At 61.9% G+C, this 22,516-nt stretch carries 22 protein-coding genes and 1 pseudogene; 14 read left to right on the top strand and 9 right to left on the bottom strand.

Going from position 1 to position 22,516, the window contains the following annotated elements:
• Nucleotides 1–43 precede the first annotated feature (43 nt).
• Genes QBL02_RS11045 through QBL02_RS11035 form a run of 3 tightly spaced genes read right to left on the bottom strand, consistent with a single transcriptional unit; the run spans nt 44 to nt 2,861 of the window.
• Entirely contained in the window at nt 44–409 is a 366-nt protein-coding gene (locus tag QBL02_RS11045) for an SDR family NAD(P)-dependent oxidoreductase (RefSeq protein ID WP_282726488.1), read from the bottom strand.
• Complete coding sequence (locus QBL02_RS11040) at nt 406–1,578, bottom strand: glycosyltransferase (RefSeq protein WP_349238644.1); 1,173 nt, start codon at nt 1,576–1,578, stop codon at nt 406–408. The genes QBL02_RS11045 and QBL02_RS11040 overlap by 4 nt, the downstream gene beginning before the upstream one ends.
• Nucleotides 1,578–2,861: a hypothetical protein gene (locus QBL02_RS11035; protein ID WP_282726486.1), complete on the bottom strand. Its 1,284-nt coding sequence runs from the start codon at nt 2,859–2,861 to the stop codon at nt 1,578–1,580. The genes QBL02_RS11040 and QBL02_RS11035 overlap by 1 nt, the downstream gene beginning before the upstream one ends.
• Nucleotides 2,862–2,894: 33 nt before the next feature.
• Between QBL02_RS11035 and QBL02_RS11030 the strand changes: the two genes are divergently transcribed.
• The 9 genes from QBL02_RS11030 (at nt 2,895) to QBL02_RS10990 (ending at nt 11,464) form a co-directional block, all read left to right on the top strand.
• Nucleotides 2,895–3,863 (top strand): beta-ketoacyl-ACP synthase III, encoded by a 969-nt coding sequence (locus tag QBL02_RS11030; protein ID WP_282726484.1) that lies wholly within the window; start codon nt 2,895–2,897, stop codon nt 3,861–3,863.
• Complete coding sequence (locus QBL02_RS11025; RefSeq protein WP_282726483.1) at nt 3,860–4,873, top strand: alpha/beta fold hydrolase; 1,014 nt, start codon at nt 3,860–3,862, stop codon at nt 4,871–4,873. The genes QBL02_RS11030 and QBL02_RS11025 overlap by 4 nt, the downstream gene beginning before the upstream one ends.
• Nucleotides 4,870–6,402: a long-chain-fatty-acid--CoA ligase gene (locus QBL02_RS11020; protein ID WP_282726482.1), complete on the top strand. Its 1,533-nt coding sequence runs from the start codon at nt 4,870–4,872 to the stop codon at nt 6,400–6,402. Before QBL02_RS11025 ends, QBL02_RS11020 begins: the two co-directional genes overlap by 4 nt.
• 2 nt (nt 6,403–6,404) lie before the next feature.
• Nucleotides 6,405–7,379, top strand: coding sequence for a hypothetical protein (locus QBL02_RS11015; RefSeq protein WP_282726481.1), 975 nt, complete (start codon nt 6,405–6,407; stop codon nt 7,377–7,379).
• 100 nt (nt 7,380–7,479) lie between these two features.
• Nucleotides 7,480–8,115 carry a copper resistance protein CopC gene (locus QBL02_RS11010; protein WP_140393387.1) on the top strand — a complete coding sequence of 212 codons (636 nt, stop codon included), beginning with the start codon at nt 7,480–7,482 and terminating at the stop codon, nt 8,113–8,115.
• Nucleotides 8,112–8,654: a copper chaperone PCu(A)C gene (locus tag QBL02_RS11005; RefSeq protein WP_087015641.1), complete on the top strand. Its 543-nt coding sequence runs from the start codon at nt 8,112–8,114 to the stop codon at nt 8,652–8,654. Before QBL02_RS11010 ends, QBL02_RS11005 begins: the two co-directional genes overlap by 4 nt.
• Nucleotides 8,647–9,936, top strand: a complete 1,290-nt coding sequence (locus QBL02_RS11000; RefSeq protein ID WP_087015645.1) for a Dyp-type peroxidase — start codon at nt 8,647–8,649, stop codon at nt 9,934–9,936. Before QBL02_RS11005 ends, QBL02_RS11000 begins: the two co-directional genes overlap by 8 nt.
• On the top strand, nt 9,933–10,163 hold the full coding sequence (locus QBL02_RS10995; protein WP_282726479.1) for a hypothetical protein: 231 nt from the start codon (nt 9,933–9,935) through the stop codon (nt 10,161–10,163). Before QBL02_RS11000 ends, QBL02_RS10995 begins: the two co-directional genes overlap by 4 nt.
• Complete coding sequence (locus QBL02_RS10990; protein ID WP_282726478.1) at nt 10,160–11,464, top strand: UDP-glucose/GDP-mannose dehydrogenase family protein; 1,305 nt, start codon at nt 10,160–10,162, stop codon at nt 11,462–11,464. Before QBL02_RS10995 ends, QBL02_RS10990 begins: the two co-directional genes overlap by 4 nt.
• A 205-nt stretch (nt 11,465–11,669) precedes the next feature.
• Here QBL02_RS10990 and QBL02_RS10985 read toward each other — a convergent pair whose 3' ends face one another.
• From QBL02_RS10985 to QBL02_RS10965, 5 genes and pseudogenes are all read right to left on the bottom strand, one after another.
• Nucleotides 11,670–12,488 carry a M56 family metallopeptidase gene (locus tag QBL02_RS10985; protein WP_282726477.1) on the bottom strand — a complete coding sequence of 273 codons (819 nt, stop codon included), beginning with the start codon at nt 12,486–12,488 and terminating at the stop codon, nt 11,670–11,672.
• 8 nt (nt 12,489–12,496) lie between these two features.
• Complete coding sequence (locus tag QBL02_RS10980; RefSeq protein ID WP_087016139.1) at nt 12,497–12,874, bottom strand: BlaI/MecI/CopY family transcriptional regulator; 378 nt, start codon at nt 12,872–12,874, stop codon at nt 12,497–12,499.
• A 79-nt stretch (nt 12,875–12,953) separates the two neighbouring features.
• Complete coding sequence (locus QBL02_RS10975) at nt 12,954–13,199, bottom strand: hypothetical protein (protein WP_282726573.1); 246 nt, start codon at nt 13,197–13,199, stop codon at nt 12,954–12,956.
• Nucleotides 13,196–13,618, bottom strand: a complete 423-nt coding sequence (locus QBL02_RS10970; protein ID WP_282726572.1) for a hypothetical protein — start codon at nt 13,616–13,618, stop codon at nt 13,196–13,198. The genes QBL02_RS10975 and QBL02_RS10970 overlap by 4 nt, the downstream gene beginning before the upstream one ends.
• Nucleotides 13,619–13,664: 46 nt before the next feature.
• Nucleotides 13,665–14,174 (bottom strand): annotated as a pseudogene (locus tag QBL02_RS10965) (DNA cytosine methyltransferase); the annotation flags it as partial.
• A 135-nt stretch (nt 14,175–14,309) separates the two neighbouring features.
• On the opposite strand from QBL02_RS10965, the gene QBL02_RS10960 reads away from it, so the two are divergent.
• From QBL02_RS10960 to QBL02_RS10940, 5 genes are all read left to right on the top strand, one after another.
• A complete protein-coding gene (locus QBL02_RS10960) occupies nt 14,310–15,035 on the top strand; it encodes a DUF3800 domain-containing protein (protein WP_282726476.1) in 726 nt (241 codons plus the stop codon).
• Nucleotides 15,036–15,102: 67 nt separating this feature from the next.
• Nucleotides 15,103–18,648 carry a MobF family relaxase gene (mobF, locus tag QBL02_RS10955; protein ID WP_282726475.1) on the top strand — a complete coding sequence of 1,182 codons (3,546 nt, stop codon included), beginning with the start codon at nt 15,103–15,105 and terminating at the stop codon, nt 18,646–18,648.
• A gap of 161 nt (nt 18,649–18,809) precedes the next feature.
• A complete protein-coding gene (locus QBL02_RS10950) occupies nt 18,810–19,139 on the top strand; it encodes a hypothetical protein (RefSeq protein WP_282726474.1) in 330 nt (109 codons plus the stop codon).
• Nucleotides 19,140–19,243: 104 nt separating this feature from the next.
• Entirely contained in the window at nt 19,244–19,495 is a 252-nt protein-coding gene (locus QBL02_RS10945; RefSeq protein WP_282726473.1) for a helix-turn-helix domain-containing protein, read from the top strand.
• On the top strand, nt 19,488–20,669 hold the full coding sequence (locus QBL02_RS10940; protein ID WP_282726472.1) for a tyrosine-type recombinase/integrase: 1,182 nt from the start codon (nt 19,488–19,490) through the stop codon (nt 20,667–20,669). The genes QBL02_RS10945 and QBL02_RS10940 overlap by 8 nt, the downstream gene beginning before the upstream one ends.
• 81 nt (nt 20,670–20,750) lie before the next feature.
• Here QBL02_RS10940 and QBL02_RS10935 read toward each other — a convergent pair whose 3' ends face one another.
• Nucleotides 20,751–22,508 carry an ATP-dependent helicase gene (locus QBL02_RS10935; protein WP_282726471.1) on the bottom strand — a complete coding sequence of 586 codons (1,758 nt, stop codon included), beginning with the start codon at nt 22,506–22,508 and terminating at the stop codon, nt 20,751–20,753.
• Nucleotides 22,509–22,516 lie beyond the last annotated feature (8 nt).

Raw genomic sequence — 22,516 nt, 5'->3', positions numbered from 1 at the left:
GATGCAACACAGAATGTGTCACCCCGTGGAGAGGTAAACGTAGTCACACCTGGCCTGAGCCATGGCCACGATGAGGCCTGTGCCCGGTCGGTCTTAACAGTGAATCGAGATTCTGCCGAAAGTATCGGACGGGGTGAAGCACAGAATCACCAACTGCTTTCACGCCAGCGAGATGAATGACCGCGTCGAAGTCCACGCCGCTGAGCGCCAGTTCGGTAGCGACCGCATCGGTGAGATCCGTGACGACGAGCCGCACCTGCCGCGCTGCGAGATCCTGCACCCGCCGAATGCCTTCAGCGCTCCCTTCGGATAGATCATCAACAACAACGACATCCATGCCGTTCTGCAGAAGCACCAGCGCAGTGTGGGTTCCGATGTATCCCGCGCCGCCAGTGATGAGCACCTTCACGATTCGCCTTCGTTCTGCGTCGGCGGTCGCTGGCTCCGCGCACCAGAGTCTTTCGCTATTGCGGCCGCTGTCACCTCATCGAATAGCCGTTCGAGAGGGGGTGTACGCAGAGCGACATCGAACTGTTCTCGCACTCGCTGCCTTGCAGCCTCGCCCATCGAGGCCCGCAGGTCTTCATCAGCGAGGAGTTCACGTAGCGAGGAAGCAAGCTCGGCTGTGTCGCCTTCCCGCACCAGGAGCCCTGTCTTTCCATCGACGACCGCCTCCGGCACCCCCCCGTGACGGTAAGCGACAGCAGGGACACCCGCGAGGGCGGCCTCGAGGAAGACCATGCCGAAACCCTCAGCGTCACCGTCGGCGGCGTACTGAGAGGGGGCTAATAAGATGCGTGCTCGCGCAAGATGTTGCGCCACTCGCGTCGGTGGCAGCGAACCGGTGAAGGTCACCCGGAGGTCAAGTTGCTTCGCAAGCGCTTCAGCATCAGCGCGGAGTGGTCCGTCTCCGATCACTTCACAGGTAAGGGCGTGCGCATCGGGTTGAGCGGCGATCGCCTGCAACGCATCTCTCACACCCTTCTTCGGAACCAATCGGCCCAGGAACACCACATCGACCGGGCGAGAGACAGCAATGGCGGGCTCAGTGACTGGAACGCCGATCGGGAGCACACGTACTCGTCCCTGTGGAGCACCCCACCTGAGAGCCTCGTCACGGATGAACTCGGAAACGGCAACCACAGCATCGGCGCTGCGGAGCACCTTCCGGATTCGACAGCGATTGATGCAGCCCCGGACACCACGAACGCGCGGGAGCGCCGTGACATCGTATCCATGGACGGTGACGACAAGCGGAATCTGCAACGCCCGGCATGCGCGGAGGATCATCCACGCGTCCTTCGCGAAGTGCGCATGGACGAGGTCTGGCCGAGTCTGCCTGAGGGCCTCTCGAATACGCATTGAGCGACCCGTGGCTGACACCCAGAAGAGCGCTGCGCGATCCCGGAGTGAACGCGTGAACACCACCGGCTCCTCCTCTCGAGACAGCGGAGAGCAAACTCGAAGGGAGCCAAGCAGCGTGGGCTGCCACCTAGTCATCGCATCAAGCTGGTTGCGGATGAACGTTTCAGACCCCGGAAGGGAATCCAACCGCCAGACAGTCACACGCCTCGCCATCACAGAGCTCCATCCGTGCGCAGGCGACGCAGCAAGATCCACAGCGGTGGAATGGCGGCGATGAGGATCAGGATGTCATGTGTGAGAAACGCCCACCCGACCGCGACGATACCGAGCTGTTTGATCCACAGTGCAACCAGTGCGACGACAACGAGCGATGCCACAAGCTGAACGATCATCGGATATGCGATGCGTCGGGCGACACGGGCAAGCGCACCGTAAAGCATCGCGACCCCCGACACTGCGTGTGCAATCCCCATCAATATCAGCAGTTCGCTGCCGTGCTCGGCATATTCACTGCCGTACAAGTGCAGCGCAATCGGGCCGACCACTCCGACACCGATTCCCCGAACCACGCTGACTCCACACAACACCAGCGCGAAGGAGCGCACAAGCGCCCCCACATTCGCACCGGGCTTCGATGCCGCAGCAACAAAAGGCCCGGTGACCAGGCTCGTCATCATGAGCGAAGCCGCGACAATGGTCCATGCAATGTTGTAATAGGCTGCGTCGTCAACGCCAGCGGCTGTGATGACGATAGTGGGGATCGCGATACCGGGAAGCGCCTGCGCGAGCATCCACCCCAAGGACACCACACCAAACTGAGCGAGCTCGCGCCGCCGAGGAAGCGCAGGATCAGTATTCCTGCCGTTCCAGCGGGAACGCGTAAGCCACAACCCTGCCTCCACCACTCCCACCGCGGCGACCGCGGTCACGATCCACGATCCGACCAGCGACATCCCCCCACCCACGCCGGCAAGCAGCACGATCGCGCCGAGCTTGGCGACCGCGTGCCCCACGTTCTTCAGTGCCACCCACCGGGCGCGATGCATGCCGATCAACACGGAATCCAGGAGCGCGAAGGCAGCCAACACCACGACGGCCAGCGCGAAGCCCACTCGCTCCCAGGCCGATGCAAACAGCGCCGTGCCCGGCATCCACCACGCATAGCCTCCGCCGAGCAAGAGCGCAAATATTGCTGAACCGGTCAACGCGAAAGCGACCGCGCGTCCGCGCAATCTCCCAGAAGCTGGCAGGAATCTTTCTAGGAGCGGCCCCATGCTGAGGTTCGCGATCGATGCGAGCACGGTTCCCGTATTGACTGCTGTCGTTGCCCGGCCCACATCTGCAACCGGGTAGAGCGTTGTGGCTGCAATCCAGAAGACGAGCCCCAGAACCGCGGTTCCCGCACTCCCTCCCACGAGGAAGATCGAATCTGACGCTACCCGGCGGGAGTCACCCGTCCCGCTTCGACCGAGGATGCGGGGGAAGGATCGGGACACACTCGTAGATACTACCTGTTGTAGAGTTATTCTGTGTTGTCTGTTCCCCTCGCGCGCCCAGGATCCGCCATTTGCGGGACTGGTCATGCGCTGCCATCCCGCCGGATTCCAAACTCTGAGCTGGAGGCATTCCTCGACACCGATGACTCCTGGATCGTAACGCGAACAGGGATACGCGAGCGCCGCGTCCTCGCAGACGAATCGCTGCTCGATCTCGCAACCCGTGCTGCTGAACGTGCACTCGAAGATGCTGGCATCCCCGTCTCCGATGTGAACTTGGTTGTGGTCGCGACAATGACCGCTCTGGACCGCTGCCCGTCGTTCGCTGCACAACTGGGGGCGCGGCTTGGCGCCACGGACCCTGCGGTGTTCGACGTGAACGCGGCATGTGCCGGGTTCTCGCAGGCGCTCGCAATCGCCGACCATGCAATCAGATGCGGCGCGGCCGACCACGCACTGGTCGTCGGTGCGGATGCAATGAGCGAGGTTCTCGACTGGCAGGACCGCAGCACTGCGATCCTGATGGCTGACGGTGCCGGGGCCGTGGTGCTCTCTGCCTCTGAGCGTCCCGGTGTTGGCCCGGTGGCGTGGGGGTCAGACCCAGATCTTGCGCAGGCCATCACGATCGCTGCACCGGATCACCTCTTCCGACAGCAAGGACAAACAGTGTTTCGCTGGGCCATCACCCGCGCCCAGCATGTCGCTCGCGACGCACTCAAACAGGCCGGCATCACGGCCGCAGACCTTGCCGGATTCATTCCACACCAGGCGAACTTGCGCATCATCACTGCTCTCGCAAGCCAGCTCTCGATTCCTCTTGAACTGACTGCGCAAGAGGTCACCGAGTTGGGGAACTCATCTGCAGCGACGATTCCTGTCGCGTTATCGCGCATGATCGAACGAGGAGCGATTGAGGACGGACCGGTCCTGTTGCTCGGGTTCGGTGGCGGGTTTTCCTACTCCGGACAAGTAGTGATCCTTAACAGAGGAGACCGGTCGTGACAGAGGAAGTCGTTCCCGCGGCCACGCCGCTTGAAGAAGTACTCGCCGACGCGTGGGGCACGGTGCTGGGAATTGAACCGATCAGCAGACATGATCGCTTTGCGGAGCTCGGTGGAACTTCGCTCGCTGCGGAGAAGGTGCTGGTACTTCTTCGACGCCGTCTGGCGGTCGATCTCGGGGCGGAGGTACTCGTCGGCCGGCCGACACTCGCCGAGATCGCCGCACGCATCGAAACCACTCAGAGAACCCGTTTCACCCGTCACACGCCCGCGCATCGGAGATTGACGAACCCCGGAACGGTGACCTCCACGGTGCACTGCTTCGCAGGTGCGGGAGCCGGGAGCGTCAGCTTCCTCGGCCTCGCATCCATGGCTGACCCTGGCTGCGCCGTCATCGCCTACCAAGCGCACGGTCTCGAGTCGAGAGCGGTTCCCTCCTGGACTGTTCACTCGCACGCACGTCGTCACTTCAAGTCCCTGCTACGCGAACAGCCCCAAGGCCCGTACACGCTTCTCGGGCACTCATTCGGCGGTCACATCGCCACGGACGTCGCACAGCTCCTCACTGAGCAAGGGCGAACGGTCGAGCGACTGCTGCTCCTCGATACTGTGCTGAAAAGCATCGACTCCGCCTCCGTGGCTGACTACCGCCAAGCAAGCAACACTGCTTCACCACCACCGCTGAGCCAGCGACTGCGCACCCACCTCCGCGTCGCCACTGCCGGAGTTGTGCGCTACTCACCCCCGGTCCAGCAGGCAACCTTCTGGGAACAGGGCATCCGCATCCAAAACCGTCACAGGCCCGCACCGCTCCCGCCATACGCAAGAGTCCTCGTGTCCGATGAGAACGCCGAACAGGCCGCGCGGTGGTCCAGTGGACTCGCAGTCCCGGAGCAGGTGCACCGCATCTCGGGCACCCATTTGAGCATACTCAGCGACCCCGCCACACTGGCGCAGGTATGGTCCGCGCTCACTCCCGCACAACCATCGCCAAGCAAGGACATGCCGTGATCTTCCACCCCAATCTCACCACCCTCAACCACACGATCGCGTTCCACGCGCGGCATGCTCCTGAGCATGCCGCGATTCTCACCCCGACAGGCGCCACCGTCAGCTACAGGGAGCTTCACTACCGCAGCACACGCCTCGCCGGCGCGCTCCGCTCCGCAGGCATTCGTCCCGGCGACCGCATCGCCTGCCTCGGGCGCGAGACCCCGAGCTACTGGGAACTCCTCTTCGCCGCCTCCGCCACCGGCGCAGTGCTCGTCCCCATCAACCCCGCTCTGTCTGCTGCAGAAGTGGAGCATATAGTGGACGACGCAGACGCAGCACTCGTGTTCATCGACCACGACCACCCCCTCGCCGGGCAGACCGGCCGCACCGAGATCATCGCAGATCTCCCGAGCTTCACTGTCTGGCGAGACTCCGGATCCGATGCCGCGCCGTTCGAGACGCATCCGGATACGCCGATCGCGCAGCTCTACACCAGTGGCACTACCGGACTCCCTAAAGGCGTCGTGCTCGGGCAGCGCAGCTTCACCGCAATCCGCGACGCACTCGGCAACGCTGGCCTCGACTGGATCGATTGGTGTGATGGCGATATCGCGATGATCGGCATCCCCGGATTCCACATTGGAGGGCTCTGGTACGCCACTCAAGCGTTCCACGCTGGGGCGACGGTTTTCAGCATGCCGGAGTTCGACGCGGTGACCGCGCGCACGGCCATACGTTCCCTGGGCATCACCACCGCGATCGCCGTGCCCGCGATGCTGCGACAGATCCTCGACGCGCCTGGGAGTCTCAGAGATTTCACCACGCTCCGCAAGATCATCTACGGTGGCGCCCCCATCACCGAGTCACTGCTGCGCCGTGCGGCACGCGACTTCGCCGCTGACTTCGCACAGATCTACGGCCTCACCGAAACCGGCAACACCGCGATCTGCCTCCCGCCCGACCAGCACGGCCCGGATTCCACGAGACTACGAGCTGCAGGTCGCCCCTACCCCGGAGTAGAAGTGCGCATCACCGACGAGGACGGCGCCCCGGTGCCTCAAGGAGAGGTCGGGGAAGTGTGGCTGCGCACCCCGGCAGCGATGCTCGAATACTGGAACCTTCCCGAAGCGACCGCCGACACTCTCATCGAAGGGTGGATTCGCACCGGAGATGCCGGTCGACTGGATGCCGAGGGATACCTGTTCATCGAAGACCGCGTCAAAGATATGATCCTCGTCGCGGGCGAAAACGTGTTCCCCGCAGAAGTCGAAAACGCGCTTGCCGGGCACCCGGCAGTGAACGATGTCGCCGTCATCGGGATACCGGACGATGCTGCAGGGGAAGCCGTACTCGCCTATATCGTTCCTCACGACAAGATACCGACGAGCCGGGAACTGGCCCTGTTCCTGCGAAACCGGCTTGCTGCCTTTAAACGACCGACCCAATATCTCTTCGTCGACACGATTCCACGGAACCCGAGCGGGAAGATCCTGCGCCGCACACTGCGCGAACAGCACTGGCTCGACCGCGACCGGCAGGTGAACTAAGCATGCGAATACGCGGAGTCATCGCCGCAGTAGTGCTCGCGCTGCTAGGAACTAACACCCCTGCTCAGGCGACGACTCCCTCCACCCAGACCCAGCAGGCCTCGGGGTCGTGGTCGGTGCAGATCGCCGAGAGCGAGGCGACACTCGGCCCATTCGTCGCGGTAGAAGCGTTCTCTGGCGCGCGCGACACCATCACCGTCGAGGTTGAAAACACCTCCGCAAACGCGATCTCCCTATCGATCAGATCCATCGCAGTATCCGCTCCGCAGGGCATGCTCGATTACCGCGAGGCGGATTCGCGTCTCGATCCGAGCAACTGGGTGAGCAGAGCCGAAGCAGACGGCCCAGTCGAGGTGCAAGCCAGCTCGTCAGGCAGCATTCCGTTGACGATCAGCGTACCCAACACCGCCCACGATGGAGACTATCCGCTTGGTCTTGTCGTTACCGACGCGATCAGCGGCAGGAGCCTCAACTTTCCACTGCTGCTCCGAATCCCAGGCGAAGACCGAAACACACAGCTCGAGGCCACCAGCACGTTGTCACTCGACGGAGTGAGCACCTGGCCGCTGACACCTATGCGCGGCGAATCACACTACGAGCTTCGTAATACCGGAACCACTGTCGTCACTGGCGCGCTCGAGGTTGACGTCACCACCCTGTTCTCTCACCCGTCTCAGGTGGCGGTTCTTGAAGACGTGGTGGTTCTCCCCGGCGGCACTCTTTCTGGCACCTCATTCGACTCGGTGCAAGTCATCGGCGTCGGAGCACCTTCGCTGCGCTTCATCGCAGACGGGTGGGAGGCCACCGGAGAGGATCCCGCGGGAGGTTGGGAACAACGCTTCATAGGCGATACCACCCCAGCCATCCCGCTGCTGTCGCTAGTCGTCCTCGCCATCTTTGTTCTCGGGGCTGGTGCGGCCTGGACGTTCATTAAGCGACGCGCGATCCATCATGCGCGACCCGCTTCGGACGCGTGACCAGCGAAGATCTTGCCGGTTCTGGTGATCCCGGCTGGAATCGTGCCACTCAGAGCGATTGAGTATCAAGTTTAGAACTACATGTTGTAGAGTAGTGGCGATGTCTCACCAAACCGTCGCCCATCGGCCTGTTGCCGTACTCCTTGGTGTACTCAGCGTGATCGCATGGCTGATCTTTGCCTCGGGGGTACCCGCCTATGCGCATGATCAGGTGACGAATCAGACACCTGCCGCTGGAGAACATTTCGACACGTCACCTGACGAAGTCGCATTGACGTTCACTGGTGAGCCCCTTTCGGTTGGCGCGATCATCATGGTCGTCGACGCGGAAGGCGAGTCGTGGGAAGAAGGCGAACCATCGTTCTCAGGTTTCACGGTGACGCAGCAGCTGAAGAGCCCGCTGCCCGATGGCAACTATCAGGTGCGCTGGCGGATCGTGTCGAGTGACGGGCATCCCATTAGTGAGAGCTTCTTGTTCTCGGTCGGCGATGTCTCAGATGCGCTGCCGATACCGGAACCTGCTTCTGCGGATTCGCCGGTGTCTGCAGCAGACAATGCCAATCAGGGCGAGTTCTCGCTCGACGGCGCAAGTGACGATAAGACCTCAGGCGATTCCGGGCATTTGCGGACCGCGTTGCTCGCAGGTGCGGGGGCGCTCGCCGCGCTGATGTTGTTTGCATTGGGCCGTGTCGTAAAAACCAGGTCTTCTCGACGTTCGAAAGGAACCACATCATGAAGTCTGTCTCCCTCCCCAGAGTCACCGCATCCTTCGCGCTGGCCGGTGCGCTCGCACTCGGCGTAGTTGGATGCAGCACGACTCCCGCGAGTAACGAGTCCGGCGCTCCTTCTGCGTCGTCGAAGAGCGCGTCCCAGGAACAGTCTTCGACGATCAGCATCCAGGATGCGTGGGTTAAGGCAGCCGAATCTGGCATGTCCGCAGCTTTCGGAGTGCTGGTCAATGACAGCGGCGAAGATATCCGTGTGGTGTCGGCCACGTCTGATGCCTCGCCCATCATGGAATTGCATGAGACCGTCGAGAATGCGGACGGGAACATGGTGATGCGGGAGAAGGATGGTGGCTTCGTGATCCCGGCGAACTCGGAGTATGTGTTGCAGCCGGGCGCGAATCATCTGATGCTCATGGACATTGTGGATCCGGTGCTCGCCGGAAACACTGTGTCGTTCGCTCTCGAGCTGGAGGACGGGTCGGTATTCGAGTTCGAAGCCCCGGCAAAGGACTACACGGGCGCGAACGAGACTTATGTCGATGAGTAAGCAGGAAGACGTGGCGCCCACTGACGGGACGGGAGCAGATTTCACGAAGGAGCCGTCGTCGGGATTGTCGCGGCGTCGCCTCTTGTTCGGTGGTGTGGCGGCCGCGGCAGGAGCGGTCGCGGTCGTTGGGGCCGATGGGTTTGTCACGGGCCGAGAGGCCGCGGCACGTGCTGAGGCGCTCGAGGATGCGGAGCAGCTGCGAGGCGGCGAGACTATCCCGTTCTATGGTGTCCATCAGGCAGGGATCGAGATGGTGCCACAGGCTCACCAATCCCTGGTGGCCGTGACATTGCGGGAAGGAATCACCCGCGAAGATGTGCGGCGCATGCTGATGATCCTCACCGAGGATGCGGCCAGGCTCACGCAGGGAACCTACGCGTTGGCGGATTCGGAACCCGAGCTCTCCCTGCGGCCTGCGCGGCTCACCATCACCTTCGGATTCGGTCGACGCCTTGTCGATATCGTGAACCCTGCGGCCCGGCCAGACTGGCTTGACAGCATCCCGGCGTTTAAGCTCGATCGGCTCCGAGAAGAGTGGAACGACGGTGATCTGCTGCTGCAGATCGCCTCCGATGATCCACTGACCGTGGCCCATGCTCAGCGCATGCTCCTCAAAGACACACGCACCTTCGGGTCACTGCGGTGGGTGCAGCAGGGGTTCCGACGAGCCTATGGTTCAGAGAAGCCCGGCAGGACCCAGCGGAATCTCCTCGGGCAGCTCGATGGCACCGTCAACATGTCACCGGGGAGTGACGACTTCGCGGGCGTCGTCTGGAAAGGCCCCGTCGCAAACCCGGCCTGGCTCGATGGCGGAACAGGCTTTGTCGTACGACGAATCGAGATGCTGCTCGACAAGTGGGATCGGCTCGACCGCAGCGGACGTGAGCAAGCGGTCGGCCGCCGGATGGACTCCGGGGCACCACTCACCGGTACGAAAGAGCACGACGAACCTGATTTCGAAGCTCGTACCCCGATCGGCTTCCCGGTCATCGCAGAGTTCGCACACATCCGACGGGCTCGCTCAGCAGACCCGCACGAGCGGATGTTCCGTCGCGCCTACAACTACGATCAGCTTCCCACGGGAGATGAGATCTCGAACTCCGGGCTCATCTTCACCGCCTACCAATACAACGTTGCAACGCAGTTCGCACCAGTGCAGCGACGCCTCGACGAGCTCGATCTCCTCAACGAATGGATCGTGCACATCGGCTCTGCTGTGTTCGCGATACCACCCGGATGCGAAGAAGGTCAGTTCATCGGTCATACCCTCTTCGAAGCGTGACTGTGTGGCCCATTCTCTCTACACTCACCACGCTGTTCGCGGGCATGGTTCTGATCCTGTGGATCGGGTTGAGTGGGCCTGCGAGGCGAGAAGACGAGGAACCTCCCACGGTCCGTGAAGAGCTTGAAAACCTCTACTACGGCGCGAAACGACTGTGGAAGCGCTTCGCAAGAAGGATCTTCAGCATCGGGAAGCGGGACCCAGGCACTCAGGAAGAGAACGAATGAGAGTATCTGTCATCGGGCTTGGGCGTCTCGGCCTCGTCCACGCCGCCGCCCTCGCCTCGCTCGGGCACAGGGTCGTCGGAATCGAAACGAATACGGAACGCGTCGGCAAGATTCTTGATGGCACGCTCGAAATACACGAACCTGGACTCGCGGATCTTGTCCGTTCGGCACTCACAGACGGTACGCTCGACGTCACTAGCCAACCGAGCACCGCAATGGGAGCAAGGGTTCACTTTCTCACAGTTGGCACACCCGAACTCGCCTTTCACGAGGGGTTCAACGCTGGCTACCTCGAAAGCGCGCTGCGGTCCCTTGTACCCTTCTTACAGCCAGGCGATCTCGTCGTCGGCAAGAGCACGGTCCCGCCCGGGACAGCAGTGGCTCTCGCTGCCCAGCTTCACAGAGAGAGCCCCGATGCCGAGCTCGCATGGAATCCCGAGTTCCTCGCAGAGGGAACCGCAGTGCGAGACACCCTCGCCCCCCAACGGCTCATCTACGGTGTGAGCAGCCAGGAAGCCGCTGGTCGGCTCGATGAGGTCTATCAACCGATCCTCGACACAGGGACTCATCGCGTCATCACGGATCTCGCGACCGCTGAACTCGTGAAACTCGCCACCAACGCGTTCCTTGCCACGAAGATCTCCTTCATCAACACGATCGCGCAACTTGCCGCGACCAGTGGCGCCGATGCCCTCCAGACAGCGCAGCTTCTCGGTACCGACACCAGGATCGGCGCCTCCCATCTGAACCCAGGCCTGGGGTACGGTGGGGGCTGTCTCCCGAAAGACACCCGCGGGCTCGCGTACTATGCCCAGCATGCAGGCGCCATGGAGGCGGCCCAGTTCTTCGCTCAAGTCGACATAATCAACACCGTACAGAGGCAGCACATCGCCGAGTGGGTTATTGCACAGCTCCTTGAACGCCAGGGGTCGCAGGTCGCGATCCTCGGAGCGAGCTTCAAAGCTGATACAGACGACACGCGCGAGTCACCCTCGATCGCTCTCGCACACGTACTCATAAGCGCCGGGCTGCGCGTGCGTATCGCGGATCCTGTAGTGGTCGCGTCGTGCGGAGCGGACAGCCGGCTCGAGTTCGTACGCACCGCCGAGGAGGCGATGCGGGAAGCCGACGTGACGCTAGTGGCTACTGCTTGGCCGGAATACCGGCACCTGAACCCGGAAGCACTCCTTCCCACGGTCCGACGCCCGCTTATCGTCGATACTCGGCATTGCCTCGACTCGGAAAACTGGCGCAACGCCAGTTGGGACTACCGGAGCATGTTCAATCTTCCGCTGCACTAGATGTCGTTCAGCGGGTGGGCTTCAGCATCGTGGAGTGTCACGCTCGATCCGGCTCCTGGCGATTCTCGAAGCACGAGCTGGCAGCGGCTCGGCCGAGCCTGTTTCTATCTTCGGACGCTGTTGTTTGTCATCATCTCGGTAGCGAGTTATTGATGAACTCGAGTCTCACAAATGTCGACCCTGCGAGCGTGGCGGGTTGCGAGAGCTACGGAAGAACTGTCGCTGCAAGAGCCTTCGGAAGCCGTCGACGGGATGCAGATGGCCACCGCTTACTCGTCAAACGTGTCGCGCGAAGCCGCATCCCCGCATCCCCATCGCTTTCTGCGAGCAGCGTGAGCGCATTCGCAAGGTTCGCGGCCCCGGCCTGACGCGCCGCCGCATCATCGGCTGCGAGTTCAACGAGGAGTTTTGTTGCGCGATGCAAGTCGCGGCCCGGACGGAGACGGCCGAGGCAGAAAGCGTTGACGGCGGCAATGCGGAGCGCCCACCCGTGATGGTGGCGTAGGTGCGCATATTCATGCGCGAGCACCGCACCCAGCTGCGCCTTAGAAAGCAAATCCTCCACCGCTGAGGAGATAAATATCTCGGGACGCCTGCCTGGAACAGCAAACGCGACCGCCTCGTCAGAGTCGAACCTCACAAGGATGAACCCCTGCCGCGCTTCACGAGATCGTGCTACCGGAGCCATCACCTTCAAGGCTTCTCGTCGAGCCTCAACAATCGGCTCGGAGGATACGGAAACCATGGTTGCAACCGCTCCGAACACGCCGAGTCCGAACCAAGCGACCACAGTGAGCAGAAGGGACTCGGTCCCACCAACATAATCCGGTGCAGAAACTGCACCGATCACACTGATCGCAAGACCAGCCAGAATGAGTGCCACGCCGGTAAAGAGCGCCCCAAACCAAGCGGTGAGAGCAGTCCGTGGATGAAGGAGCTGCCAGCGTCCGATGGTCAGCACCAGCGGGGCGAGCAGCGACATGATCAGTGCGCTACCGAAGCAGGCAAGAACTATCCACAGCACGAGCAGAGCTAGCGCTTCTTGCGAGGTGTCACGAAAGCGGAACTCAGCAGCGCCACATCATCTTCGTCAAGATTGCCAGCGAATGCCAGCAGTGCGGCACGCCGATCACCCGCGCTACCAAGCGCAGACAACATCGTCTGGCTCGCATGCTCCTCATCCGACCGAGCAGGGAAGAACTTCACCTTCCGCGGAGAGCTCCCAGAGCGAACGACCTCGCCCTTCTTCTCGAGCCGAGTAAGCACAGTCATCAAGGTCGTATACGCCGGCACCTGACCAGAGAACAGATCCTGCAATTCACGGGCACCAATCGGTTGGGCTTGTGCACGCAGCAACCGCATGATCTCTTGCTCGAGTTCGCCTCGTTCCCGAGTTGCTCCACCAGTCATTACAAACCTCCTGAATCAACTCTACAAGATGTACTAGAAAGAAGCCCAGGCCTTCTGCCAATGAGGCAACGTTTCACTGCTACCTCACATCATGCAGGCGGATGAGGCGTTGCAGGGCCGTGCGCGCCTGTGCGGGTAGTACGCCGTTACCAAGCGCGGTAAGTTGCTGGTTCATCGTGAGGCCGTGCTGGCGCTCGGTTACCCAGCCGTCGGGAAGCCCCATGAGCCATTCGACAAACTTCGGCGCTGGACGCGGGCCAGTCTCGTCGCTTAGCAGAGCCGGCGCAGGGGCCACGCGGCCAGTGATCTGTTCCCATTGGGTCACTGCCTCGGCGTATCGACCCCATCGCCGAAGAGCCGCCCGATCAACATCCATAGGTTCTCGGGTTCCTCGCGCGGGTATCCGCTCGGGCCATGGAGGGCGAGATCGATGATCTGATGGCTCAACGCGATCGTCCCGCGCCGGGCCTTCACCCGCTGCAAACTCTCTCCGCCACGGGACGCGTCCGAGGCAAGTGGGGTTCGAAAAAGTGCGGTGGGCGAGGATAAACACGCGATACCTGGGGTGCGGTGCGCCGATGGCGGAAGCGGGTAGACCGATCCATTGCGCGTCATACCGGAGGTCGGCCAGGTCTCCGAGAACTGCTCCTGCTGCGCGAAGAGGTCGAGTTGCGGTTTCTCCCAGATGCCACGGGTCGGATTCCACACCGCGAGGGGTTGCATCTCGGGGGTTGCGTTGCTCATCGTCATCTCCTTGGAGGTTTGCGCGGATCGCGGGTGCGGAGAGCAGCCCACGGACGTTCTCAATCACGACCCACCCGGGTTGCAGCGCATCGATCGCTGCCGCCATGTGCGCCCACAGGCCGGAGCGAGTGCCGGGCTTCAGGCCGGCCATCTTCCCGACGGTGGAGACATCTTGGCAGGGGAACCCTCCGCAGAGGATGTCCACCCGAGGGACGAGGCTCCAGTCGATGGTGGTGATGTCTCCGAGGTTCGGCGCGTCAGGCCAATGGTGGGAAAAGACACGCGCGACGGGTTCGTTGATCTCCGAGAACCAGATCGTTCGTGCTCCGAAGACTTCCTCGATGGCAAGGTCGAGTCCGCCGTAGCCGGAGAACAGCGACCCGACACGCAGCGGCGCGGGCGGATCGGTGAGGGTCTGTGCTGCCACGGGCGAACCTCCTGGAACGGCGCTCCTCAGAGCCGCATTGCTTGCTCCGAGCTGGTCACCCACCAGGTGCACGAGCCACCCCACCCACTGCCGTTCAGCCGGCTCTTCCCGAGTCACGTCGGCCGACATCGACGCCCAGCGCCGCCGACCTCTCGCGGTTCGCTCGAACGGGTTGTCACGCCTCTTGCAAGCGAGGCATGACCGCGCCAATCGTCGCCGTTGGACCGATGGCGGGGTCGCTACGACAAATGAGAGAATTTCGGTATGGCCGAGTTGATCTACATTGATGAAACCGGGTCGACCGGCAAAGGCGCTCGAAACCAGCCGCTGCTCACCCTAGCTGCGGCGATCGTTCCCGAAACGCAAGTACAACCGTTGGCTGCGTCTCTCAGAAAACTCGCTTTCAAACATCTTGGCTGGGTTCCAAAGGATTTTGAGTTCCATGGGGTTGAGGTCTGGGGTGGCGCAGGTCATTGGAAGGACAAGACCCCTGCAGAGCTATTGGCGGCATTCCGCGATGTAATTGACCTCCTTGCAACCCTTGAGATTCAGGTGGCTTACTCGAGCATTCATAAGTCACGCCTCCATGAGAAGTACGACGGAAGCGCTGACGCCAATGCCTACTTGCTCGCGATGCAGTTTCTGCTGGAAAAGATCGAGCTGAGAGGTTCGTCAGAGCTTAAGATCGTGGTCGCTGATGAAGCCAAGGAACACGAATCAAACGCGATAAAGCTGATTTCGGACTTACAAAGCTATAACGTGGGCGTTGTGCCAGGAAAGAAGCTGAAGCGAGTCATCGACTCAGTGCATTTCGCTCGTTCTTCGGATAGCCCGGGTATCCAGATGGCGGACATGGTTGCCTTCGCGCTGCAACGAAAGCAATACCAGAAGGATTCGCACCCGGAAGCCGTCACCGCTCTAAATGAAATCTATGAGGCGATAATCTCTGCTCGGCTCACATACCGAGATGTTTGGCCTGCCGGGATCTAGCGATCTGATGAAGACGAGTCCTGAGCTACGTGCTTGAACAGAGGAAGTAGCTCGCGCACCTCCCTGTATGACCGTATCCCTCAGGGTGATGTCCGCTGGAGACGGCTACAAGTACCTCCTGCGCACCGTCGCCACAGGTGACGGCGACCGCGTGCTCTCCACACCGTTGACCAGGTACTACACGGAGGAAGGAACGCCGCCGGGTCGCTGGCTCGGGTCAGCCCTTACCGCGCTCGGCGGCGGAACGATGACCGTCGGTGACGAGGTTTCCGAGCAGCAGCTTCAACGCTTGATTGGGCAGGGCCGAGACCCGGTAACCGATCAGGCGCTCGGCAGTCCGTATCGGAAGTATCCAACCGTGGCTGAGCGGATCGAACACCGCACCAACAGGCTCGACGCCGGCCTTCCCGTGACCGAGCGTGCCGAAGCGGTCGCTGCAATCGCCGCTGAGGAGAATGCTTGCGGGGCGCGGAAGGCGGTTGCAGGCTTCGATTTCACGTTCTCGATCCCGAAGTCTGCCTCGGTGCTGTGGGCGGTGTCCGATGCTGGTACGCAATCGCTGATTGCGGATGCGCATCATGCGGCGGTTGCGGAGATGGTTGCGTTCATCGAGCGCGAGGTAGCTGCAACCCGTGTCGGTGCGGCAGTTCGCAATGGGGCGGTTGCGCAGGCTGATGTGTCCGGGGTGATCGCGACGGCGTTCGATCACTATGATTCACGGGCGGGTGATCCGCATCTGCACACGCATGTGGTGATCTCGAACAAGGTGCAGACAGCCCATGACGGCAGATGGCGCTCACTCGATGGACGCCCCCTTCACGCCGCGACCGTCGCTCTCTCCGAATTCCATGAAGCCGTGTTTGCCGACCACCTCACCCGTACTTCCGGCGTCGCATGGGAAGCACGTGAGATGGGACGCGACCGCAACCCTGCCTGGGCGATCACCGCGGTGCCGGAGCGGCTGGTTGCAGAGTTCTCCACTCGTGCGCGGCACATTGATGCAGAGACGGATCGTTTGATCGCAGCGTACGTTGCCGCGAACGGGCGCAGGCCTACGCCTGCCACCATCGTGAGACTTCGCGCACAGGCGACGTTGGCGACCAGGCCGGAGAAGCAGGTCCGTTCCCTCGCGGACCTCACGAGTGAGTGGCGGGAGCGTGCGTCGCACCTTCTCGGCGAGAACGCCACCCGCTGGGCCCGCACCGTCACCGCCAACGACGCCCCGATGCTGTTACGCGCGGACGATGTGCCCTTGGACGTGATCGCCTCACTGGGGCGCAGCGTGGTTGAGGCGGTCGGTGAGAAGCGGTCGACCTGGCGGCGCTGGAACCTCACCGCCGAAGCCGCACGCCAAACCATGCCGTACCGGTTCGCCACCACCCAGGATCGTGAAGCGGTCGTCGGAATGGTGGTCGATGCCGCCGAGCACGCCTCGATCCAGCTCACCCCGCCCGAACTCGCATCCAGCCCGACCGTGTTCCGTCGAGATGACGACAGCAGCAGATTCCGACCCGTCGCATCGACGGTCTACTCATCGCCGGACATCCTTGCGGCGGAAGACCGGCTCCTCGAGCGTGCCCGCACCATGACATCACCCACCGTGCCGGTCGAGGTGATCGAGAAGGTCACCCGTCGCCCGGACCGCGACGGCAGGCTCCTCGCGGACGATCAAGCCGCCGCCCTCGCCGGGGTCGTGATCTCAGGCCGAGTAGTGGACGTCTTGGTCGGCCCGGCCGGGGCCGGGAAGACGACAGCGATGCGTGCCTTACGCGCGGCGTGGGAGCGGGAGCATGGGCGCGGCAGCGTCGTCGGGCTGGCACCGTCAGCGGTGGCGGCGCAGGTCCTCTCTGATGATCTTGGTATTCGTACGGAGAACACCGCGAAGTGGTGGCAAGACCGCCAGAGCACCGGTGCATCGTTCCGTAGCGGGCAGCTCGTGATCGTGGACGAAGCCTCCCTCGCCGGCACCCTCTCGCTCGACCGGATCACCGAACATGCGGTGGAGGTGGGTGCGAAGGTGCTGTTGGTGGGTGACTGGGCGCAACTGCAATCCGTCACCGCAGGCGGCGCGTTCTCCCTCCTCGTCCACGACCGCAACGACGCACCCGAACTGGTCGACGTTCACCGTTTCGTCAATGACTGGGAGAAGACCGCCTCCCTTGATCTCCGTCACGGCCACACCGAAGCCATCGACGCCTACGCCACCCACGGCCGCATCACTGGCAGTGATACCGAGGCGATGATTGACGCCGCCTACACCGCCTGGCGTACCGACACCCTCGCCGGGGTTTCGACGGTGTTGATCGCGGACTCCAACGATTCGGTCCATGCTCTGAATCAGCGCGCTCGTGCCGATCTCATCCTCGATGGCACCGTGGACGCCCGCCGCGAAGCTGCCCTCCAAGGCGACGCCCGTGTTGGGGTCGGGGACACGATCATCACCAGGAAGAACGACCGCCGACTCCACACCCCGCGCGGATGGGTACGCAACGGGGACCGCTGGACCGTCATCGACGTCCGCGATGACGGATCACTCACCGTCCGCCGCGCGAACAGCCGCGGCACCGTGATCCTCCCCGCCGACTATGCCTCCGATCACGTCGATCTGGGATACGCAGTCACGGCGCATAGGGCACAAGGCATCACCACGGACACCTCTCATGTGCTCGTTGATCCGTCTACGACGCGGGAGAACCTGTATGTCGCGATGACCCGCGGCAGACAGTCGAACCTCGTCTACGTCGCGACCGATCGCCCCGACGACAACCACGCCACCCCGCACCCGGCGGATGATCCTAAGGCGACCGCTCGGAGCGTCCTCTACGGGGTCCTGCAGCACGTCGGTGCGGAACTTTCCGCGCACGAGACGATCACCGCCGAACACGAAGCTTGGGGGTCGGTGGGACAGCTCGCGGCCGAGTACGAGACGATCGCGCAAGCCGCCCAACACGACCGCTTCGCCACCCTCATCCGCGAATCCGGCCTCACCCCGGACGAAGCAGAAGACACGATCCACTCCGACGCATTCGGGGCACTCACCGCTGAACTGCGCCGGGCGGAAGCGAACCACCACAACATCGACGCTCTCATGCCGCGCCTCGTGGCAGCCCGCGGGTTCGGCGACGCCGACGACATCGCCTCCGTCCTGCACCACCGCCTCACCCGCGCCACCGAGAGGCCGGCTGGTTCCGGTCGTACCCGCAAGGCGCCCCGTCTGATCGCAGGTCTCATCCCCGAAGCAGCAGGACCCATGTCCGCCGAGATGCAGAAGGGACTCACGGAGCGGCGAGAGCTGATCCAGCAACGTGCCGAAGCCGTCCTCGACCAAGCCATCGCCGGACGGCAGGACTGGGTGCTCGCGCTCGGAGACACACCGGCAGATGCCAGAGCCGCGGCCGCGTGGAAACGGCAAGCGCGAACGGTTGCCGCGTATCGCGACCGATACGGCATCACCACACGCACGCTGCTCGGCCCCGCGCCTGATAGCCATGCGCAGAAGATCGACGCGGCACGAGCGAAAGCCGCCCTCGCGAGGCTCCAGGATCTCCGTTCTGAGAAGAGTGGCGTGCAGGCACAGGTGAAGCACCGAGAGGGAGCTTCTCGAGGACTGTGACCGGTGCCCTTCCTCTTGTCAGTAGTGCGACGTACAGTGGAAAGACAAGCAAGGCGACTTTCAAATGTGTGTCGCCGTCGCCCCGAGCGTGACGGTATGACGGCCTCCGGGCAGTCCTTCAAGGTTCTTTGTCGCCAGACCCTTAGAAGAGGACTGCCGTCATGATTCGCTCGCTCTGGACCCTCAGCATCCATATCCGCGACTTCCTGCGCCGCTACATGCCCACCAATATCCTCCTCGACGCCATCCGCACCCGCCGAGGATTCAAGTGGGGCGTGCCCGCAATGCTGCTTGCCGTGCCGTACCTACTCATCGCGAGCACCTGCACGAACCTCATCCACAACGGCGCGCCCGAATGGATGCACCTCATCGTGTTGCTTTGCATCTGGAACGCGCTCAAGTTCTTATGGATCGGACCGGTCAGCCTGGTGCATCTCGTACGAGCCAACGCGCGTGAGCACCGCGCCCACCAGGCTGTTCAGCGCTCCTGATCGGGGTCCGACCCAACCCGATTCGGGTTCTCGCTCCTAGTTGGAGTTCATCGACGGGGTGCGCCGCGTGACTACCCCGATCGTCCACCTTCGAGACTTGAGGGATGAACGATGAACCACAGACCAGCCCCCACGAACTAGAACCTCTCCTGAATATCAACGAACTCGCCGCTTACCTGGGCGTGCCTGTCTCTACCATCTACGACTGGCGTACCAATGGGAAAGGCCCCCGCGCCTACCGATTCGGAAAGCGGATCATGTTCGGTACCAACGACGTTCGCGCATGGATGGACACCATGCGCGAACCTACCGGCGCCGCCACCTTTCCCGAAGCCACCGAGTCAGCACGTGGGTAGGCCCCGCACCCCGATCGGCACCTTCGGAGTCATCGCAACCCGAGCACAGCCCCGAGGCAACTACGTCTCAAAAGCCCGCTACCGAGACTGGGACGGCAAGAACCGACTCGTGCAGACCACCGGACCATCACGCTCAGCTGCCGAACGGAATCTGAAGCAGAAACTCGCAGAACGCACCCTCTACCAGCCTGGCTTCAACGGGATGAGCGCCGACAGCCCATTCTCAGAACTCGTCGCCTACTGGCTCGAAGACATAAAGATCGAAGACCGACTCTCACGAACCACCAGAAACCTGTACGAGCGAGACATGCGCACCCTCGTCCTCCCAGCCTTCAAAGACCTCACACTCCGAGAGATCGGCGTAGCTCGCTGCGACTACTTCCTCAAACACCTCGCCAAACGCAGTTACAGTCGCGCCAAGCACGCCCGCGTTGTCCTCCGCCTCGCGCTCGCGCTCGCGGTCCGCCACGAGATTCTGCCCCGCAACCCGATGGACCATGTCTCCCGGCTCCACCGGAAGAAGACCATCCCGGATGCGTTCACTATCGGTGAGGTACAGGACATCCGCGCCGCGATCAAGGCCTGGGAATCCCGTCGGATACTAGCGGGGCCGAGGCCTGATCGGCAGCTCGGGCAGATCGTCGAGGTCTTGCTCGGTACCTCCGCCCGCATCGGTGAAGTGCTTGCAATCCGTCTCCAGGATCTTGACTTAGAGGGCCCGATCCCGACCGCGCGGATTGCTGGAACAATCGTCAGCCGCAAGGGCGAGTCCACCCACCGGCAGGATCACCCGAAGACCGATCGCTCCGTCCGTCGAGTAGCACTGCCTTCGTTCGCGTTGCACGCAATCCGCACACGGCTTCTTCGAACCGGCGAAACTGATCCGGATGCTCTCCTTTTCGGAACGCGAGCACGGACGCCGCACACAACGAACAACATCCGCCGACTTCTGCGGGAGGTAACAGATGACACAGGGATCGAGAACGTTACGCCGCATCGATTCCGCCGCACTGTCGCAACTGTCGTCAACGATGCGCAAGGCGCGCTACTCGCCTCCGAACTCCTCGGCCACACCGACCCGCGGATCACGATGCAGCACTATATCCAGCACAAAGAGACTGTGAACCCCGTCACCGCCGCGCACCTGGAACAAGCGTTTGGAAAGGCTGGATAACTGGATCTTGGCACTTCAGAGCAGTGATTCTGTGTATGCAAGATGGATGGGCCGTTCGCAGAGAGACTAACGACGACGCAGTTAGGCCTTACTTATATGATCAAGCTCCAGGGTGAGGAGAGGCGAGGGAGCATTCGACGGCGTGATGATCGTTGCACGCTTCCTCGCCCGCGTCACTGCAACGTTGAGCGCATATCGCGCGGACTCCAAATCTCTCGGTGTCGCATTCAGCCTGAGCAAAGGTTCATATCGCTCTTCATATGTGATGACCTCGTCGAACTCGCGACCTTTGGCTCGGTGAATGGTCATGACAATGAGATCTCTGTTGCCACGTTTGCTGCTAGTTAGTTGGTACTGAAGGACTGCGTTCCGGAGCGTGTCAGCTGCCCCGACATAGGAACCGTTCTCGCGCCAGATATCCGCCAACGATGTTTCGATTTCAGATCCCCGTGTGATGAAGTTAAGCATTCGCACATATCCAGCCATCTGCTTAATCTCGGTCGCATCAGACGCCGCAAGGATACTGACGATGGTGAGGTAGTCCCCGAGTACATATCCGCTTCGGGCTCTATTGATCGACCCGTCAAGGACTTCACGCAGCGCCTTGACAATCTTGACGTTGACGGGCGTACCTGTTCGGAGCTTGGTGGCGTATCCTTCTAAGCGATCGGCCATGGTGCGGGCGGTCGCTGAAAGCTTCGTTGACTTCGTTCGCAGGTAATGGGCCATTGCGCTGCAAACGGTTGCGTCTCGCTCGGAGCCTTCGCCGGACATTTGGAGAATCGCGCCTATAAAGATGAGTGCGGCATAGCCCTCCTCTTTTGTTGTATGGATGTCGATGCTGAGAGCAGGCAATTTCGGGTTGCTCTGTGACTCACTTATGTAGTCGTATACCTTCATAGCGAGGGCATTTGTTGGCGTGAGAATAGCGATCGTCCCACCGCCATCGTCCCGAAGCCGCTTTAGTGATGCAAGAAGGGTGAGTTTGAGCCTCATGAGTGGAGGGAAGTCGCTCAACAGTATGTCGACCTCATCGTAGGGAGGTTCAAAGTTCCCGCGAAGAGCATCGCGACCGAAACGGGTAATCGAACTGCCGGGACTCCGCCAGTTCCACTCTGAAAGGTCCACGTGTTGTGGCGCGAGTGCTTCGTCGAAGTCTGCGAAGCGAGTTTCGCTTGCCCCTTCCACGAAGTCGTAAATTCGTTGGCTCGGGTCTCCGAGGGCAACGAGCTGTGAGTGTTGGCTAAGCGTCTTGACTAGGGCCCACTGATCGTCTGTAGTGTCTTGGAATTCGTCGAGGACGATGAGTGGATAGGCCGACGCATAAGCCTTGAGGAGTGAAGGGCTCCCCGCGAGAATCTCGTTGGCAAGTCCTGCGAAGTCGTCGAACCCTACGTGTCCCAGCATCTCGAATTGCCGCCTGAACTCAGCGCGTAGGTCAACGTTGGGATCCTGAAAGTGAGATCGGAACGCGTTCTGTTCGGCCTGGGACATGATTTTCACACCTCGTGGCGCGCCTAGGAGGTAACCATGGCTACGTAGGATCGTCCATGCAAAGCTGTGATACGTCCCAACCTCTAGCTGGTGGCGCTCTTTCTTTGCGAGCTGGAGAGTTGCGTACTCTGCAACGCGGTCGACGGTTGCATTCGCGAAGCTCAGGAAAAGCACTCGGGTGTGGGGGCTGCCAAGGCCCTCATTAATCGCGCGAGCGGCCTTTCTAAGAGCCACGGTGGTTTTGCCACAGCCAGCACTACCGGTGACCATCACTGGGCCGTTAGCTTCCAACAGCGGCTGTATAGCGAGTTCGTAAGCTTCCTCAGGTTGCGGCGTCGCTGGCATGGTTACTC

The sequence above is a fragment of the Leucobacter sp. UT-8R-CII-1-4 genome (genome assembly GCF_030010235.1).
Taxonomy (GTDB): domain Bacteria; phylum Actinomycetota; class Actinomycetes; order Actinomycetales; family Microbacteriaceae; genus Leucobacter.
This window is presented reverse-complemented; position numbering and strand designations above follow the sequence as displayed.

Excerpts from the sequence above, each read along its gene's own strand:
- QBL02_RS11040 (WP_349238644.1), bottom strand. The coding sequence starts at position 1,578 with ATGGCGAGGCGTGTGACTGTCTGGCGGTTGGATTCCCTTCCGGGGTCT.
- QBL02_RS11015 (WP_282726481.1), top strand. The coding sequence starts at position 6,405 with ATGCGAATACGCGGAGTCATCGCCGCAGTAGTGCTCGCGCTGCTAGGA.
- QBL02_RS11010 (WP_140393387.1), top strand. The coding sequence starts at position 7,480 with ATGTCTCACCAAACCGTCGCCCATCGGCCTGTTGCCGTACTCCTTGGT.
- QBL02_RS11005 (WP_087015641.1), top strand. The coding sequence starts at position 8,112 with ATGAAGTCTGTCTCCCTCCCCAGAGTCACCGCATCCTTCGCGCTGGCC.
- QBL02_RS11000 (WP_087015645.1), top strand. The coding sequence starts at position 8,647 with ATGAGTAAGCAGGAAGACGTGGCGCCCACTGACGGGACGGGAGCAGAT.
- QBL02_RS10990 (WP_282726478.1), top strand. The coding sequence starts at position 10,160 with ATGAGAGTATCTGTCATCGGGCTTGGGCGTCTCGGCCTCGTCCACGCC.
- QBL02_RS10980 (WP_087016139.1), bottom strand. The coding sequence starts at position 12,874 with ATGACTGGTGGAGCAACTCGGGAACGAGGCGAACTCGAGCAAGAGATC.
- QBL02_RS10970 (WP_282726572.1), bottom strand. The coding sequence starts at position 13,618 with ATGAGCAACGCAACCCCCGAGATGCAACCCCTCGCGGTGTGGAATCCG.
- QBL02_RS10960 (WP_282726476.1), top strand. The coding sequence starts at position 14,310 with ATGGCCGAGTTGATCTACATTGATGAAACCGGGTCGACCGGCAAAGGC.
- mobF (WP_282726475.1), top strand. The coding sequence starts at position 15,103 with ATGACCGTATCCCTCAGGGTGATGTCCGCTGGAGACGGCTACAAGTAC.
- QBL02_RS10950 (WP_282726474.1), top strand. The coding sequence starts at position 18,810 with ATGATTCGCTCGCTCTGGACCCTCAGCATCCATATCCGCGACTTCCTG.
- QBL02_RS10945 (WP_282726473.1), top strand. The coding sequence starts at position 19,244 with ATGAACGATGAACCACAGACCAGCCCCCACGAACTAGAACCTCTCCTG.
- QBL02_RS10935 (WP_282726471.1), bottom strand. The coding sequence starts at position 22,508 with ATGCCAGCGACGCCGCAACCTGAGGAAGCTTACGAACTCGCTATACAG.